Origin of the sequence: Terriglobus sp. 2YAB30_2 (genome assembly GCF_052114765.1) — a bacterium.
GTDB lineage: Bacteria > Acidobacteriota > Terriglobia > Terriglobales > Acidobacteriaceae > Terriglobus.
Genome location: NZ_JBFRFJ010000026.1, coordinates 1 through 16,926, shown reverse-complemented (window position 1 = coordinate 16,926; position 16,926 = coordinate 1). Strand labels below are relative to the sequence as shown.

Sequence of the window (16,926 nt, the reverse complement as noted above, 5' to 3'; positions counted from 1 at the left end):
CGCCTATTCCATGGTTGAGAAGTACCCATCGAATCCCGACGCAACAGGCCGTTCTGCTGTTCCCGCCCGATACCCCACCCGGAACATTGCATGAGGCTGGCCTTTCTCCATCTTCGGCAGCGTGTCACGCTCTGTTCGCTGACGGTCCTTCTTCCTCTCGGAGCTGCAGGACAAGAGACCTGCCCCAAGGGCATTGCTGTTAACGGCCAGGTCGTCGACTCGACCGGAGCCGCTATCGTCGGCGCCGTTCTGACGCTCGATCAGTTGCCCCCGGAGCGGTCGAACCAGCGGGGCGAATTCACCTACAACTGCGTCAGCGCACAGACGCATACGTTGCAGGTCTCGGCCGATGGATTCGCGGAACGCTCTGTCAGCATCTCGCCCTCACGCGCCGGCCGTCTGCGTGTCGTGCTGCAGATCGAGTCCGTTCAGGAGGAGATCAGCGTCTCCTCGGCCCAGGTCAATACCGCCACTGGAGAACGCACCCTGGCAGGCAGCGAGGTTACCGACCTGGCCGACGATCCGGATGATCTGCAGCGGCAGCTGCAGTCCTACACCGCGGCTGCGGGCGGTCTTGGCGGTGTCCCCCTGATTACGGTGGATGGCTTTCGACTGGAAAGCCGCATGCCGCCGAAGAACGCGATTGCGTTCATCCGCATCAATCCCGATCTCTTTTCCGCGGAGTTTACAGAAGCCCCCTATGACGGCGGACGCATCGAGATCTACACCAAGCCCGGCCAGAGCCGGCTGCACGGCGATCTGTTCTTCAATGACAGCGAGGCGGGGTTCAATGCGAAAGACCCGCTCTCGACCAGGCGCGCAGCACTGACGCGGCGGCGTACCGGCTTCGACCTCAGCGGCCCTCTCTTCCATCACGATCGCGACTTCTCGCTCAGCCTGGAACACCGCGAGATCAACGACTTTGCAGTTGTAAACGCCACGGTGCTCGACACCGCCGGAAACCGCGCGCTGCTGGTGCAGAATGTGCCGACACCACAGCATCTGTGGGAGGGCAATGCCCGGGTCAGCTTTCTTACCAGCCCACGGAACGTCCTCATCGCCGGCTATACCGCCAACGTGAATCAGTTCGAAAACGTAAGCACCGGCGGCATCACGCTGCAGGAGGCAGGCTATGGCCGTAGCCAGGCGGAACATACACTGCGCCTGAGTGACGTCACGACGGTCTCGCCTCGCCTGATGCAGGAGTTCCGCATCAGCGTGCGCTATCGCGATGAGCAGGACACGCCTAACTCCACCGCGACACAGGCACAGGTCGCCGGCGCTTTCACCTCGGGTGGAGCTGACATTCAGACTTCGCGGAATCGCGAGACCGTAATCCAGGCGCTGGATGATGTCGTCGTTACCCGGAAGCAACATTCGCTGAAGCTCGGCGTGCAGGTCGAGGATTACTTTGAGCGGATCAAGACTCTCCAGGGCTTCAACGGAACCTATCTCTTCGGCGGTGGAACCGGACCGGAGCTGGATGCCCAGGGAAATCCCATCGCCGGCACCAGCATCGTCTTCGACGGACTGGAGCAGTATCGCCGGGCACAGCGCAACCTGGCGGGCGGTACGGCAACGACCTTCTCCAACGTGGCAGGTCAGCCGGGGAACAACTTCAACCAGTTCCGCGCATCGCTCTATGTCCAGGACCAGTGGAAGTTCTCCGACCGGCTGCAGATGACCGGAGGTCTGCGCTATGCCGTGCAGACGGAGCCGCTCTCTGTCAGCAACATCACTCCAAGACTCGGCGCATCCTGGGTGCCCGACAAGAAACGGAAATGGTCACTCAGCGGCCGCTTAGGGCTCTTTCTGACACCGGTCGCCACCACCACCATCGCCGAGGCGCGGCGGCTGGATGGAACGCAACGCAAAGGCCAGACGATCTACACACCGCTCTACGTCTCCGGTATGCCCGCCGGCACCATCATCAAAACCATCCGCAGCAACGCGCCTTCCCTCACCCAGCCGCCCTCGATCCAGAGCCAGTTGGCCGCGGGCTACAGCTGGGCCAAGGGATGGAACGTCAGCACAAGCTGGGTCCATATCCGGCAGTGGAGCGGGCTGCGCACACGCAATATCAACTCGCCGCTGAACAACGATCCCCAGGGCCTGCGTCCCGGTCCGCGCTACGAAAACATTCTTCAGTTCCAGCAGACCGGCTCCGTTATCGGCGACCTCGAGACGGTCTCGTTCGCCAGCTCCGCATCGAAGCGTATCCAGTTCTACGCGCTTTATGTCTATGTCGATCTGCAGGGCACCATCGACAAAGAACCAACCTTTGCACCGCAGTCCTCTAATACCGATGCGGGCGAATGGGCACAGATCAGCGGCCGCAGCCGGCACAATATCGTCACCTCCGGGCAGGCACAGCTTCCCTTCGGGTTGACGATCGCCCATGTCTTCCGCGTGCTCGGGGGCACACCCTACAACCTGGTGACTGGAACCGACCGTAATGGCGATGGCAATTTCAACGACCGCCCGGAGTTAGCTACCGCATCGACACCGGGAGCCATCGCTACACGCTACGGATGGCTGGTCAGCAACGGCGGCAACGGAACCATCGCACGCAACGTTGGCCTGATGCCCTGGAACATCTACCTCGATACCAATCTCACCAGGCGCTTTGTGCTGAATCCCAAAGCAGCCAACGATCGCAGACAGACATTGAGTCTCAACCTGCGGTCAGCCAATCTGTTGAATCACACCAACGTCACGACGATGGGGAGTATTCTCGACTCGCCTTCTTTCGATCGCGCCGTGCTTGCTGATCCCGGACGTCGGCTCGAGTTCGGTGTTCGATATGCGTTTTAGTGGGCCTTGTATCGGCAAATTCGTTTGTTCCCTGTTCGAGATTGGATTACCGCCAGGCCAAGGAGATCAACATGACGGTGCAGAAACAAATCCAGGAGTACATTGCTGCTCAACCGGAGCCCAAACGTAGCGAAATGCAAGAGCTACATGGCATGATTTTGGCGTTGATGCCGGCTTGTAAGTTGTGGTTCTTAGATGGGAAAGACGAGAAGGGAAAAATCGTCTCCAACCCAAATATTGGGTATGGATCCCAAACGATCGAATATGCCAATGGAAAAACCAAGGAGTTCTATCAAATCGGTGTCAGTGCTAATACAACAGGCATTTCCGCCTACATTATGGGAGTAGAGGACAAGAAGTATCTTGCCCAGACATTTGGGCGGGATCTCGGCAAAGCAAGCGTGACAGGGTACTGCATCAAATTCAAAACGTTAGCAGACATAAAAGTCGATGTTCTGAAAGCGGCAATACAGTATGGGATTGGGCAGACAAGCATTCAACATTGATGCAACTTGGGTCAACGGACTGCAATACTGGCAATAGATGTACATCTACCGTTCTCGGTCCAGGCCCGCCATCACAGACTCGTCAACGTCGAGGTTCGGATTAGTACCGATATGTCGCATATCGCCAGTAATGATCGCTGCCGACAACCGCGTTTTTCCAGGACGAAGCTGCCGAAATCTGATGTGGTGGGGAACTGAAGCCCATGAAGGTACGTACACGCTATAGACAGTAGATCCGTTGCTCTTGCGAGGTTCCATGCACAGGATTAGGCGGTATGGACGCACCCCTTTGTTCGCCATCGTGGTCGTGACAACCCTAGCATTTTACGAGGCTCATGCACAGCAACCCATATCCAACGCGGACACGCAGGCGCAGATATCTCATATCGAGAATGGTTTACTACCGTCCGTCGTCATCAAAGGGCAACCCGCTGCAGCGATGAATCTGACCGACAGAATGCTCTACTACCATGTACCAGGTGTCAGCATTGCGTACTTCGACCACGGAAAGATCCAATGGACAAAGGCTTACGGGGTCTCAGACGTACAAGCAGGTAGTCCGGTTACCCCCGAGACACTCTTTCAGGCAGGGTCAATCAGCAAACCGATTGCTGCGCTTGGAGCGCTCAGTCTAGTACGAAGCGGCAAACTGAAGCTGGATGAGAATGTAAACAACGAACTCCATTCATGGCACGTTCCCGATAATGAGTTCACGACGAGCCAGAAGGTGACGCTCCGTCGATTACTCAGCCACAGTGGAGGCGTGAATGTCCACGGATTCAGCGGCTACGAAGCGGGTCAACCCCTCCCAACAGTGATTCAAATCCTCGATGGGCTGAAACCGGCAAGCTCACCGCCGGTACGTGTCGAAACCGTGCCGGGGTCGGTGTATAGCTATTCAGGCGGCGGCATGATGATCGTGCAGTTGATGATGATGGACGCAACGGGGAAAAGTTTCTCAACACTCATGCACGATCAGGTACTCAGCCCCATGGGCATGACTCGCAGCACGTATGAACAACCGCTGCCATCCAATCTCGTCAGTAGGGCAGCACTGGGATACGGATCACATGGCACACCTATCCCGGGCGGCTTCCATACCGTTCCCGAGATGGCTGCTGGAGGTTTATGGTCAACGCCCACCGACCTCGCGCGCGCCGCAATCGAAGTGCAGAAGGAGTACGCCGGAACATCGGATAAGGTTCTTACTCAAGCTTTGGCGAAAGAGATGCTGACCCGCCAGAAAGACAATTGGGGTTTAGGTTTCGAGGTGGAGAAGCCGGGTGCAACGCCTCGCTTTGATCATTTCGGCGTGAATACAGGCTTCGTTTCCGTGCTGCAAGCGTATCGCGACAACGGACCAGGCGTCGTGATAATGACCAATGGACAACAGGGCGAAAAGCTCATCACCGAAATTCTTCGTGCTATCGCCCATGAGCATGCCTGGCCAGACTTTCAGCCTGCCGAGCACACTTTGATCAAACTTGATCCAGCTTCGCTGAAAGGCTTGGAGGGAACTTATGATCAGGCCGACAAGGATGGGCAGGACAAACTTACCGTCACCATACGAGACGGGAAACCCTACATCTCGGGATCCTATAGCGTGGGATCGACGTATCATTTCGGATTCGCGGGGTCAGTTGAGCTGCTGCCTGAGACGCGGGACGAGTACTTCACCTTGCAGACGGGAGTTGCGACCTTCCGCTTTGAAAGAACCCGCGAAGGTCTAGTGGCTAGGTGCGTTGTGGTTTCCGGTACGAATCAGCGTGAGGCGAGGAAAATATAAATAACGACAAGTCGGCTTCTCGTCAGTAACCTCCGAATCACTCACGAGATGAGCGTTTATTAGGACTAATCCCATTCGCCACGAACCGGTTCGGAAGTATGCACACTACGAAAAAGATGGGGTGGCGAAAGCTCGCTACCATCTCACATCCATCTCGAAAAAGGTTTTAACGGTTGCCGCCCGCGACTTTGAGCATGCCCCCGGGACATGGGGCACCCGGTGTATGGGTTGTCTCGGATTTGTTGACACACAACGGTGATTCGGCAGCGGCACAAAATTACCTGCGAGCAACAGAGGCGTGGTTTGATACTTTCTACGTGACCGTCTGCCCTGTTATCTGTGAGGCGGTTACAACCAATTCGAAAGGCACTCCCCAATGAAGCCTTCTCTTGTTCTGGCTGCTCTTATCTTCGTCTCCACATCCGCTCTCGCCGCGACTAAGCCGGTTCCTACGTCGTGCACGCCGGAGGTGAATGCCACGCTGCTGCAGTTCCTGCATGACAACAGCGGAGACTCGCACGCCCAGCTCGACAACGTGATGGTCTGCGGCACGGCCATTGCCGACTCCTTCGAGCAGCGCGCCAGCTCCACTGGTACCGGGGCGCATCAGGTGATTCTTCTGAACGTCCCCACCAGTGACGGATCGAAGGTTACGGTCGAGATCGTCTCCAACGACAGCCTTGACGGTGTCGTGACCGCATCCAGGGGCGACGCAGTTTATGCCTATGGACAGGGATACATCACGTCCTCCCGCGATATCCGCAAACGCATTCATCCGCTAGCCGGTGTGCACGACACGCACTGCGCGACCAACTCCCATCTGGATGATGGATGGGTCCTCGTTAATGGCACGCGTTATCCGGCGCAGGCGTGCAGTACATCGACTCGGCGCAGGCGGCGTTCGCGTTAAATGGCTTTCTCGCATTGCTCAACCATTCGTCGCGCCTGGCGCGACCGTTTCGCACCACAGGTGCGAATGCCTTGCTTAAGGGGACGGCTTTAGCCGTCCCGCACAGGCTCCGCGAAATCGCGGCTTTAGCCGCTGAGGTACCAGAGTCATTCCGTTAGAAACGGAAGACACGCACTAGAAGTTGAAAATGTACCTCAGCGGCTGAAGCCGCGCTCTTACTGCTTTTTATACGGCACGGCTAAAGCCGGCCCTTAAGCAAGGCAAGAACGAAGACAAGACAATGTAAGCGATCTTCTCGCGGGTGTCGCACGGTTTTCAGCACTGGCGAGCGCTCAGGACTTTCCATTTCTACAAGACAATCGAGCTCTCCTGGCACTACGCTGATGCGCCAGGAGGAATGTATATGGCAAGTCAATACAAAGGTGTTCCCGAGGGAGCCTCAGCCATTATCCCAAGGCTCTACTGTAGCGACGTTGAGGCAGAGATCGAGTTCTGTTGCGACGTGCTTGGCGCGGTCGAAGGCGTCCGTCGGCCAGGCCCTGACGGGCGGGCACAGCATGCGATGTTGCTATTCGGTGCTGCGATGCTCATGATTGAGGGCGAGAACCCGGAGGTTCCAACTCGCCCCCCAAATCCTGACGGAAGCTCTCCTGTTGTCATCTATCTTTACGTGGAAGATGTCGACGCGACTGTGGAACGGGCACTCAAGCGCGGTTGCAGGCTTGTGGTGCCGGTAGAAACGCATTTCTGGGGAGACCGGATTGGATGGGTTCAGGATCCGGCCGGGCATATGTGGACAATCGCAACGCGCGTTGAGCAGACAACGGAAAACCAGCGCCGTGAGCGTTGGTCGACGATCTTGTCTGGAGACTCGAATACACCAAATCCCTGATAAGAATCCCATGACTTTCATCGTGTCCTGCAATTCTCTGCGTTAGAGCAATTCTCCTAATACTGTGGTGTTGGATAGATCCGCGAATGCCGTTTTCTTTGCGGAAAACGGCGCAAATAGCCAGCACTCCGCTCTACACCTTTAGGAGAATTGCTCTAGCACTCCACGGGCATACCTCCAACAACTCCTGAGCAGGCAGAAGCTGTTATCGCTTTGAGGAATTGGACCGGCCGGTTCGCTTACTGATTACGCTCTTTGGCAATCGCGGAACAGCCTGAACGCCCGCCCAAAGCGTGGCAATCGTTTGCTCGATCACGAGAGTCTGGTCAGGCAAGTCTGGCACAACCCCCTGGATGACCATGAGCGTGGCGAGGCCGAAGATCGTGTACCACCAGGTGTGGGCTACCACGATGTCATCCCTACTTGGTAATCCTTCATCCTTGGCAACATCGAAAAAGAGCTGTACGAAACGTTGGAACAAAGGCCTGCCAATGTCGTCGATATATTGTCCAGCACGAATGCCGTTGCGGCTCTCCGGCCCGAAGAAGACGTTGCGGAACTGCTGTGGATGGGCAGTGCAGAACTGAATCAAGCCGCGTGAAGTCGCGAAAAGGCGCTCCTTCGGCACAAGATGTTCAGCGGCAATCGCGTCGAAGTTCTGAATCAGCAGCCCGATCGTCTCGCTGCTCAACTCGGCAAGAATGTGCCATTTGTCGGGGAAATGTTGATAAATCACCGCGTGGGTATAGCCGATCTCTTTAGCGATCTCGCGAAGCGTCACGGCTTCGTAGCCGCGATCGGCAAACATTTTGCTGGCAGCCGCAAGGATTTCGCCCCGCAACCTCTCCTTGCGCTCTACCCGGCGACTTGGTGATGTGGATGTCACTTCAATACCTTAGTCCCTTTTGATGACTTTTTCGACCGATTGTTAATTTATATCCATTGGTTACATAACCACTGATTAATTTGTAACCAATGGTTTTTTCAGGTCTCTAATGCTCAGGTCGCTCATTTGGATGGGCTGCCAAATACGAGGCAAAAGGAGAACACGAGCATGTATTTAGTCATGGGCATTACGGGAAAAGTCGGTGGCGCCACCGCGCGGCATCTGCTGAAGCAAGGCAAACAGGTGCGGGCACTTGTGCGCAATCGCGAGAAAGCAGCGAAGTGGGCAGACCAAGGCGTGGAGTTGGTGGATGGAGACTGGAACGATGCGACAGCCATAGCGGCGGCGCTCAAAGGTGTTGAGGGCGCATTTGTTATGTTGCCGGCTGTATGGGCACCCTCGCCTGATTACAGAGAAGCAAAGGGCGTGATTGCGAACTATGTCGAGGTGCTGACCAAGGTGGTGCCTCCGCGGGTGGTAGCGCTCTCGTCGATGGGCGCGAATAGAACAACCGGTGTGGGGATGATCACGGCCTTATCACTCTTGGAGCAAGGTCTTCGCACCCTGCCATCTCCGGTCGCATTTGTACGCGCAGGCGGCTTTTTCGAAAACTTTCTTTTCGGCTTACAGGTCGCCCAGGGCGGAACACTACCGGTCTTCTACAATCCTACAAACCGAAAATCGACAATGGTTGCGTCAGACGACATCGGCGCAGAGGTGGCAACGCTTCTGACCGGGCCGGCGTGGTCAGGGCATCGCGTCATCGAGCTGGGTTCGATGGTAAGCGCGGATGAAGTGGCCGAACAATTGGGTGAAGTCCTGACACTCGACGTAAAAGCCTTTGCGGTGCCGCGTGCGGGATGGGCGGAAGCGTTCGAGCAGTTCGGCATCCCGAAGGGCCACACCGGGCCTGCCGAAGAAATGTTTGAGAGTGTTAATGCGGGATGGATGGACCTCGGAATCACGGGTACGGAGCACGTAGCGGGTACGACGTCCGCACGCGATGTGTTTGCGGCTGCGCAGAACGCTGTCAAGGCGTAAGTCCGGGGCAAGGTGAATCAGCCCCGGTTCCTTGGGAACTGCGGCGCTAGCTTCAAGAAAAATCGAGGAATGTTCTTGTTTTGAGTGCGACCGGCGGAACCGGACGGCTGATCGGCCGGTTCCGTCGAAGGCGAGCGCCGATCCGTCGCGAGTAGACATGATCGAGGGCGCTGCTCGTGGCAAGGGCACCCTCACCTGTTCTGTTGTGGTGAAGGATGCAGAAAGCCCTCGATTAATGCGCGCACCGGAGGCCTTCCCACTCATGCAGTGCGTTGAATTTAGTCGCGTACAAGAACCGATCTATTGCAGAACGATTCAAACCATTTAAACCGCAGGAAGAAGGTCGCTTCAATATGAAAGCTGAACACACGATAGATAAACCCGCGCGGGCAGGTCGAGCGACTCAAATAGCCGCGACTGTAATAACCGGCCTTGTCGCCTTCACCTGGGTGTACTTCGGGAGGTTATATCTAATTCATGATCCCGACGAATGGAGGATCGCCAATCAGCAGCTCGGATACCCGCTCTATATCATCCCTCTGATTGGCGTGACCCACATCCTTGGTGGCGTGGGCCTTCTGATTCCTAATGTGCCTCGATTGACTGAGTGGATTTATGCCGGTCTCGTGATCGACCTTGCACTGGCGTTCTATTCACAACTGAATGGCGGTGGCAGTACTTGGGATAAATTTGATCCGATTCTCGTCATGGCGTTCGTCTTTGCTTCGTATGTATTAAGACGCTGCATGCGCGCAAACAGGTGGTCGATATGAAGAACACGTCGTCCTTTAACTTCTGGACAGCTAAAGCTCAAATGGCGAGAACAGGACAACGCACTCATCGAGGCAGCTCTCGCAGCGGATAAAGAAGCGCCTCTCGTCGATAGGAGAATTGGCGATTTGTCACGAACTCTCACAAGTGAAGCAGGTACACCGGGGCCAGCGCGGCAAGCGCAGCTGCCATCTGCACGGCAATGACCTTCAGGGACTCTCTGGGCGCGCGGGGCAACCATGTAACGGCGAAGAAGAGGAGCAGAGGCACCTGCCCCGCCATCAGCAGTTGCCAAATGTGGGCGGCTGTCCCTTCGTCTTTGTCATGCGGAACACCGAAAATTGCGAGCGTAATCAGAACATCCGCCAGCGCAAGAAGAGACATCGCAATGGGAAGAAATGCGCTTGGCTTCCTCAGTATCGTCGTAAACATCTGGCACAGTCTCCGTTCCATATCGATCGATATCGACAAAATGTAGACTTTGTTGTCAGGAAGCGCTGGCGGAGAGGAACTCTGGATGTTTCCGCCAGACGTCATCCGGGATCGGTCTGCCTGCCGGTAGCAAAGACGTTGCCGTTCAGGATTTCAACTCGACTGCAATCACCTCAAAGGGTTCATCGCTCATATTTTCTGGAGCGTGTTGGATGCTGTCCAGGTATTGGACATCTCCCGCGTTGCCCTGCATGTTAAGAACCTCGCCATTCGGCAAGATATGCCGGCTGTGATGAGGAGTTAGAAAGATACCTACGAGAGGCGGGTGGCTGTGCATGGGTGACTTCTCGTGGGGTCCATATCGAATCCGGAGCACTCTGACCTTTTCGTTCTCGAATTCCACGGTGTAATGCTCGGGATCGCAGGTGATTGGGTCGGCAGCCGTTACTGTTGACGTTGCCATGGGAACCTCCTTTTGTGCGCGCCAGTATAGAGCATTTTTCCTGTTGCTGGGTATCCCGGAAGGGGCGTGCAGCGGCGTTTTCATTGCGGAAAACGCCCATAGATGCCGAAGCCCTGCACTACACCTACAGGAAAAATGCTCTAGTGCGGTTTTCCATGCCCGCGATAGAAAAATCAGCGGCGGCAACTACCCGGCGCGCAACGACCAAATCTTCACCCCGGTTGGCCGCGGACCGCATACCGCAGGAAGATCTCGCCGTTGCGGAACCGACGCTCCTCGATCAGCTCCAGATCCAGCCGGACACCGCTCGGGAAGTACCGTTTTCCGCCGCCGATGACCACGGGACAGATACGCATCTGAAACTCGTCGACGAGCCCTGCCTGTATCGCCCATGCGGCTAGTTCAGGGCCTGCCACGGCGATGTCGTGCCCGGTATCCGCCTTCAACTTGCGGATTGCATCGGGATCGAAAGATCGCTCGATTCTTGTGTGTGTGCTGCGCGGCTCAGTGAGAGTTCTCGAGTAAACGACTTTCTCGGCCGCCTGCCACTGCCTGGCAAAATCGAGCACGAACTGCGGCTGATCGGGAATCGTATGCGCGGTCTCCCAGTACAGCATCGTCTCGTAGACTTTCCGTCCATAGAGGCAGGTGCGAAATGACGAGACATGCTTGAAGATCCAGGTGTGCACCTCTTCGTCTTTGGGAGCGCCCCAGCCAAAGCCACCCTGCTCGTCTTCGGTGTAGCCATCGAGTGACGTGTTCATCATGTAGATCAGCTTTGCCATGCAAGTACCTCCCGTTTACACCAATCATCTGTTCAAGAAGAGTCTGCGTTGCGAGCATGTCCCGAGATGTACAGAGAGACGCAGGCCACCAGGCTCAAAGGCGCCATCAGGAAAATGGAAACGAGACGAGATGTACGAAGAATGCTCGAAATCATCCATTCTTTGCCTGTCGCGTCTACGAAAACGCTCCCCAAGGAAGAAGGCGCGATCACCAGAAGATTTCCCAGTGCAGAGAGAGCGTAAAACAAAATGGCTGGAAGGTAATGGCTCTTGCGCGCTGGCAGGGTCTCTTGGTTTTGGAGATAGAACGCGAATAGCTGATAGAAGACGTATGCGGTCAGAAGCCAGCCCAGGAAGTTGCTGGTCGGCACTCCGTAATACGAGCCGCCATCCCGCCAAACCCAGCCGTGATCGACATCCGCCCAGACTGCTTCCATCGAGAGGTCCCATGCGGTCATGACGAAACTGGCGATCATAGGCGTCCAGACGATTCTTCCGCCCGACAGCGGCCTGTTTTCGCCGCCCACAAGTGCAACGCTGACGACCCACGACAAATAACCCATCCCGACATAGGCCAGAGCAAGCAGTATGGGAAGGTCAAGGATCTTCGGTCCCATCAGGTCAGTGAATCGGTAATGGCCAAACGGAAAGCCCGTCCGTAAGCTCACGCTTTCCAAAAGTGCTCCAACCCCGAGAGATAGGCCCGTGAAGACAAGTACGCCACGCAAACGGTAGACGCGTGCTCCGTGTAGCACAGCAAAAAGTACAGGAGGAACCACATGGAAGATAACAATGATGAGATTCGGTACCCTCCCTGCAAAAGGCTGGAGAGTCCTGCCTATCAGGTACAGAAGCAGCAGTCCCCATAGCAGGAGCCGGCTCTGATCGTTCTTCAGGCGATTCACCGGCATATGTGAAGTCTATGTGAGAGAGGCCCTTGAAGGCTTACGCCAGCAAACGCGGCGGTGTATTCTGTGCGCGTGTCGAAAACAACTGAAAAATTTCCCTCTCTGAGAACTCCTGAGGCCGCCGTACCCCTGCGTGTCGACCGCCGTAACTTTATCAAGACGAGCTCTCTGGCCGCTGGTGCGCTCGCGTTTGGTGCGCCTGCATTTGTGCGCGGACAGAATCTCAACAGTAAGTTGAACATCGCCTGCATCGGAATCGGCGGGAAAGGCCGCAGCGATACCGATGCCTGCGCCGGTGAGAACATCGTCGCGTTGTGCGACGTGGATACCGGTTCCGCGGCGTATGAGACGCAGACCAGGAAATATCCGAGCGCGAAGTTTTACAAAGATTTCCGGCAGATGCTGGATCAGATGGGCAATCAGATTGATGCGGTAACGGTTTCGACACCGGACCATATGCATGCGATTGTGGCGTCGATGGCAATGAAAAAGAACAAGGCGGTGTTCTGCCAGAAACCGCTGACGCAAACGATCTATGAGGCGCGTTATTTGCGGGAGATGGCGCACGACAAAAAGCTCGTGACGCAGATGGGCAATCAGGGCAGCGCCACGGACGGTCTGCGCCGCGCAGTGGAGACGATCCAGGACGGACTCATCGGACAAGTACATGAGGTGCACGTTTGGACGAACCGCCCGATCTGGCCCCAGGGAATGGAGCGCCCGGACGGAGAAGACCCGGTTCCTGCGACCTTAGATTGGGATACCTGGATTGGTCCGGCTGCGGTGCGGCCCTATAAGGATCGCCGTAAACCAAACGATCGGGAAGGAATCTACGCACCGTTTAACTGGCGCGGCTGGCAGGACTTCGGCACCGGTGCGCTGGGTGACATGGCCTGCCACACGGTCAATATGCCGTTTCGTGCTTTAGACCTCGATTACCCGACTGAGATTGAAGCGATGCCTCTCGGGCAGATGAACAAGGAATCGTATCCCCTCGGTTCCAAAATCCGCTTTGACTTTCCCAAGCGCGACGGCCGCATCCCCGTCGAGCATCCGCATCTCTTCCACCATTACAAAAAGATTGAGCACGATGCGGTGACACTATGGTGGTACGACGGCGGCCAACCCGACCCGGGAGCCCGTGGCGGCCATGACCTGACCAACAAGCCGCCGATCGAACTGACTGCCGACATCGTGGCGCTGCAGGGCAAAGTTCCCGACAGCGGTTGTCTGCTGATTGGCGACGGTGGCACGGTCTTTTCGCCCGACGACTATGGGACCAATTTCTTCGTGAAGCTGAAAGGTGAAGAGAAATTCGTCCACCACCTCAAACACCCGGCCATGGCGCAATATCCGGAGCGGATTCCTCGCAACCATCACGCCGGAAACAGCGTTGTTGCTCATGCCCAGGAATGGCTCACTGCCATCAAGGAAAACAAGCCCGAGATGTGCTACTCGCGTTTTGACGTCGCCGCGCGTCTGACGGAGATCATGCTGCTGGGCTGCGTGTCGTTGCGTGCCGGCCACAAGATCGAATGGGATGGACCGAAGATGGTTGCGAAAAATTGTCCTGAGGCGGCGCAGTTTATACGGCGGCAAGACCGTTCCGGTTGGGCTCTTTCCTGATGCCCCGAGTTATTAATTCGTAACGAAATGGATGGGGCACCCGTGCGCTGGGTGCCCCATCCATTTCGTACTGGAGCCCGTTCACTGGTTCGCTAGTGTAAACCGGTGAACGCAGTTTGATGGTTAAGACACGCAGAGTCCTCTTGACATCGGCTCCAATATGTTGATATCAACATAAATTGTCGAGACAATTACCATTGACGTCTCCAAATTTCCGGTACTCCCGTAAAAGCGGTGAACCGGTGGGCGAAGTCTGGAAATCGAGGACATGCATGTCATTCTTCCGCGATCTGAAAATTGCTATGCGCTCGCTTTGGCGCGTCCGCACGCTGTGGTTTACCGTCGCCATCACGCTGGCACTCGGAATCGGCGCCAATGCAGCCATCTTCAGCGTGGTGCGTGCGGTGCTGCTGCGTCCGCTGGCGAATCGTGACGAAGATCGCCTGCTCTATGTTCGGCAGAGCGCGCCCGGCCTTGGCGAACAGAACACCAACTTTTCGATTCCTGAAATCGACGATCTTAGCAAAGACCTCAAGACCGTTACGGAGCTTGGCACCTTCTCGCCGGTGGACTTCACGCTCATCGGCCTGGGTACGCCGCGCCAGATACCGGCGGGTGTTGTGGACGGTCACTACTTCGAAGTGATGGGGCTGCGTCCGGTGCTGGGCCGCCTGCTGACGACATCCGATGATGGCCCGAACGCGGCGGGAGCCGTAGTGCTGACCTATCGCTTCTGGAAGGAATCGCTCCACGGCGATCCAGGCGTGCTCGGCAAGCAGGTCCATTTAGAAAGTTTCGGTGGGCCACGCAACGCAACCATCGTCGGGGTGCTCGAACCCTCGGTTCCTTATCCCGTTGTCACCGAGATCATCGCCAACGTCGTCACCAGCCCGCACCATCTGTCCGCCACGATGGTCGCGGGCCGTGAGCATCGCATGACCGAGGTGTTCGCCCGCCTGGCGCCGGGCGCCACGCTGGACGCTGCACGCTCGGAGCTGCGCGCACGCCATGCCGCCATTGTGGCTGCGCATTCTGACGTATACAAACCTGACAATCATTACCAGATCGATGTGAAGCGCATGCACGACCAGATCAATGCGCGCGCCAACACCGTTTTGTGGGTGCTGTTTGCCGCCGCGGGCCTGCTCTTTCTGATTGCGTGCTCCAATGTTGCCAACCTCGTATTAGCCCGCACCGTGCGCCGCGAATCTGAGCTCGCCGTTCGCGCTGCGCTCGGAGCCAGCACGGCATCGCTGCGCCGCTCGCTGTTAGCCGAAAGCCTGGTGCTTTGCGGCAGCGGAGTGGTGGCCGCACTTCTTCTCGCATGGCCCACGGTTGCCGTTCTGGGCCGTTATGCCGCGCGTTTTTCAGTACGCGCCGACGGATTGACGCTCGACTTCAATCTGGTGTGGTTCGGCATTGCACTGGCGCTGGTCGCAGCGGTCTTCCTTGCGTATGTTCCTCGTTTGCCTTCAGCGGGCGGCCAACTTGGTACGAGCCTCACCAGCAGCGGATCACGCGGCAGCACGGGAAGCAGCAGCCGGCGGCTGCGGATCTTCGCCGTCATGCAGATTACTGCTTCGTTTCTTCTGCTGACCGGCGCAGCCGTATTGATGCGCACGCTCTATACGCTCGAGAACACGCGGCCGCCTTTTGACACCTCGCGCGTTCTTGCCGTGAATCTGCCGGTGCTGACGTACGGCAGGACTCCTGAGCAGGTCCAGAACTTCTATCACGATGTTGCACGCCGCGTGAGCACTCTGCCCGGCGTGGATCATGTCTCCACAGGGTTCAGCGTTCCCTGGCGTGACGATCAGGGCCTCAACATCAGCTTCACCTTTGCAGCACAAGGCTCAACGCGCAAAAACGGCGTGGATGACTGGCGCGCAAAGTTCCGGTCAGTCTCGCCCGGTTATTTCGAAACGCTGGGTGTGCCGTTCCTTGGAGGCCGCGATTTCAGAGACACAGACAAAGCCGGCTCGGAGCGAGTGGTCATCGTCAGTCAGAGCCTTGCGAAAGCTCTCTTCCCCAATGGCGATGCGCTGAATCGCGAGTTGCACTGGACCGATGGCGTGATGAAGTTCGTTGGCATCGGTTATGAGCCGCGCCGCATCGTCGGCGTCGTGCCTGATATCGACGACGAGAACATCATTCCATCGCCTGCCATGACCGTCTACCAACCGACCGATCAGGAAGGCTGGCAGGGACGGCTCTTCGTGCGCACCCGGACCAATGATCCCTACGCGCTTGCACCTGCTATCACCCGCACGATTCATGAGATTTCAGCGGATCAACCGATCGAGAAGGCCAGCACACTGGATGACATTCGCGCCGAGGTGATGACACCTGACAAACTCAACGCCCTTGTCTTCGGTGGATTTGCGGCCGTCGCCCTGCTGATTTCAATTGTCGGCGTTGCCGGTGTACTTGCCTTCTCGGTAAGTGGGCGTACGCGCGAGTTTGGAATCCGCATTGCGTTGGGAGCGAAGCCCCAGAATATTCTCGCCGATGTTCTGTTGCAGGGGCTTGCGATCGCCGGCATCGGAGTCGGCGCCGGCATTATCTCCGGCATCGCCTTCGCACATGGGATTGCCATATACATCACGGAAGTACGTCAGCCAGGAATTCTTGCATTCATTTTGTCGGCCTTCGTCATACTGGCCGCAGCTGTAATCGCATCTGCCATTCCTGCCGCTCGGGCTGCGCGAGTCAACGCTGTAGAAGCGCTGCGCGCGGAGTAGACGTCAACCTAGTGTGGTGTCCCAGAAGTTCTTGTCATAATGTTGTCATCCTGAACGTTCGGGTCCCCAGCGAACTTGTTCGCTAGGGTGATTAGTGAAGGACCTGCTTTTCAACGCTTCGGATGGCAGGCTTTTCATGATTTATGTCGCGAACTTTAGACTCGCCACACTAGATGCAAGCCCTCAGCGGCTAAAGCCGCAATCTCCTTCTAACTCTGTGCAGCCTGGGAGATAGGTAACAGTTTAGACCGGGCAGATGGGTAACACTTTTTGCTCGGTAGGTTTATGTATCTGAGTTTTTTTGATTTCAGGTAGTGGTGGAGGCGGTGGGAATCTGGGAATTTCGGTTGTATGAAATTTCCAGA

At 56.6% G+C, this 16,926-nt stretch carries 14 protein-coding genes; 9 read left to right on the top strand and 5 right to left on the bottom strand.

Features of this window, described 5'->3' with window-relative positions; all coding sequences use genetic code 11:
- Window positions 1-90 precede the first annotated feature (90 nt).
- From AB4Y89_RS23105 to AB4Y89_RS23085, 5 genes are all read left to right on the top strand, one after another.
- The gene (locus AB4Y89_RS23105; protein ID WP_442303304.1) at window positions 91-2,814 is read left to right on the top strand and encodes a TonB-dependent receptor domain-containing protein; all 2,724 of its coding nucleotides are present in this window, start codon (window positions 91-93) and stop codon (window positions 2,812-2,814) included.
- Window positions 2,815-2,885: 71 nt separating this feature from the next.
- Window positions 2,886-3,320 carry a DUF1801 domain-containing protein gene (locus AB4Y89_RS23100; RefSeq protein WP_442303303.1) on the top strand — a complete coding sequence of 145 codons (435 nt, stop codon included), beginning with the start codon at window positions 2,886-2,888 and terminating at the stop codon, window positions 3,318-3,320.
- A gap of 289 nt (window positions 3,321-3,609) precedes the next feature.
- Window positions 3,610-5,106 carry a serine hydrolase domain-containing protein gene (locus tag AB4Y89_RS23095; protein WP_442303302.1) on the top strand — a complete coding sequence of 499 codons (1,497 nt, stop codon included), beginning with the start codon at window positions 3,610-3,612 and terminating at the stop codon, window positions 5,104-5,106.
- Window positions 5,107-5,482: 376 nt separating this feature from the next.
- Window positions 5,483-6,016 (top strand): hypothetical protein, encoded by a 534-nt coding sequence (locus tag AB4Y89_RS23090; RefSeq protein ID WP_442303301.1) that lies wholly within the window; start codon window positions 5,483-5,485, stop codon window positions 6,014-6,016.
- A 403-nt stretch (window positions 6,017-6,419) separates the two neighbouring features.
- Window positions 6,420-6,908 carry a VOC family protein gene (locus AB4Y89_RS23085; protein WP_442303300.1) on the top strand — a complete coding sequence of 163 codons (489 nt, stop codon included), beginning with the start codon at window positions 6,420-6,422 and terminating at the stop codon, window positions 6,906-6,908.
- A gap of 205 nt (window positions 6,909-7,113) precedes the next feature.
- Here AB4Y89_RS23085 and AB4Y89_RS23080 read toward each other — a convergent pair whose 3' ends face one another.
- A complete protein-coding gene (locus tag AB4Y89_RS23080; RefSeq protein WP_442303299.1) occupies window positions 7,114-7,749 on the bottom strand; it encodes a TetR/AcrR family transcriptional regulator in 636 nt (211 codons plus the stop codon).
- A 213-nt stretch (window positions 7,750-7,962) separates the two neighbouring features.
- Here AB4Y89_RS23080 and AB4Y89_RS23075 point away from each other — a divergent pair, with 213 nt between their 5' ends.
- Window positions 7,963-8,835, top strand: a complete 873-nt coding sequence (locus AB4Y89_RS23075) for an NmrA family NAD(P)-binding protein (RefSeq protein WP_442303298.1) — start codon at window positions 7,963-7,965, stop codon at window positions 8,833-8,835.
- A gap of 353 nt (window positions 8,836-9,188) precedes the next feature.
- The gene (locus AB4Y89_RS23070; protein WP_442303297.1) at window positions 9,189-9,608 is read left to right on the top strand and encodes a DoxX family protein; all 420 of its coding nucleotides are present in this window, start codon (window positions 9,189-9,191) and stop codon (window positions 9,606-9,608) included.
- Between the two features lie 139 nt (window positions 9,609-9,747).
- On the opposite strand, the gene AB4Y89_RS23065 is transcribed toward AB4Y89_RS23070, so the two are convergent.
- The 4 genes from AB4Y89_RS23065 to AB4Y89_RS23050 all read right to left on the bottom strand — a co-directional run bounded on the left by AB4Y89_RS23065 (window position 9,748) and on the right by AB4Y89_RS23050 (window position 12,197).
- Window positions 9,748-10,038, bottom strand: a complete 291-nt coding sequence (locus AB4Y89_RS23065; RefSeq protein WP_442303296.1) for a hypothetical protein — start codon at window positions 10,036-10,038, stop codon at window positions 9,748-9,750.
- A gap of 145 nt (window positions 10,039-10,183) precedes the next feature.
- On the bottom strand, window positions 10,184-10,501 hold the full coding sequence (locus AB4Y89_RS23060; RefSeq protein ID WP_442303295.1) for a hypothetical protein: 318 nt from the start codon (window positions 10,499-10,501) through the stop codon (window positions 10,184-10,186).
- 212 nt (window positions 10,502-10,713) lie between these two features.
- The gene (locus AB4Y89_RS23055) at window positions 10,714-11,286 is read right to left on the bottom strand and encodes a dihydrofolate reductase family protein (RefSeq protein WP_442303294.1); all 573 of its coding nucleotides are present in this window, start codon (window positions 11,284-11,286) and stop codon (window positions 10,714-10,716) included.
- A gap of 32 nt (window positions 11,287-11,318) precedes the next feature.
- Window positions 11,319-12,197 (bottom strand): carotenoid biosynthesis protein, encoded by an 879-nt coding sequence (locus tag AB4Y89_RS23050; protein ID WP_442303293.1) that lies wholly within the window; start codon window positions 12,195-12,197, stop codon window positions 11,319-11,321.
- 54 nt (window positions 12,198-12,251) lie between these two features.
- Here AB4Y89_RS23050 and AB4Y89_RS23045 point away from each other — a divergent pair, with 54 nt between their 5' ends.
- Window positions 12,252-13,820 (top strand): Gfo/Idh/MocA family oxidoreductase, encoded by a 1,569-nt coding sequence (locus AB4Y89_RS23045; RefSeq protein ID WP_442303292.1) that lies wholly within the window; start codon window positions 12,252-12,254, stop codon window positions 13,818-13,820.
- Between the two features lie 272 nt (window positions 13,821-14,092).
- Window positions 14,093-16,561 (top strand): ADOP family duplicated permease, encoded by a 2,469-nt coding sequence (locus tag AB4Y89_RS23040; RefSeq protein ID WP_442303291.1) that lies wholly within the window; start codon window positions 14,093-14,095, stop codon window positions 16,559-16,561.
- The last annotated feature ends 365 nt before the right edge of the window (window positions 16,562-16,926 follow it).